The organism is Candidatus Nanopusillus massiliensis, assembly GCF_920984865.1.
In genome coordinates this window covers 187433-187779 of record NZ_OV100765.1, presented here as the reverse complement: position 1 = coordinate 187779, position 347 = coordinate 187433, and the positions used below count along the sequence as shown (strand labels likewise).

Here is a 347-nt window from a genome sequence, read left to right as displayed (position 1 = left end):
TTATCCAAAATCATATGATTTATATTTTATATCAATGGCAAAAAATCTATTAAACAAAGATATTAAAGAAATAATTGATTATAATATTATAAAAAGATTTAGAAAAGAATTAAATGAAATATACAAAAATTTGGATAAAAATATAACAATAATAAACAAAAAATATAAGATTTATATAATAAAATTGGATAAAATATATACCATCAAATTATATTTTAGAATATATAAAAGAAAAAATAAGAGATAATCCGGATTTTGTANTAGCATTATATGAAAAATCCAAGAAAGGGAGAAATAAGGACATTAAATAATGAAGATGTAAGTGAAATAACAAAATTACTTAATGG

At 17.1% G+C, this 347-nt stretch carries 1 protein-coding gene; it reads left to right on the top strand.

Features of this window, described 5'->3' with window-relative positions:
* The first annotated feature begins 34 nt into the window (after nt 1-34).
* Complete coding sequence (locus LUA84_RS01315; RefSeq protein ID WP_231434084.1) at nt 35-247, top strand: hypothetical protein; 213 nt, start codon at nt 35-37, stop codon at nt 245-247.
* The last annotated feature ends 100 nt before the right edge of the window (nt 248-347 follow it).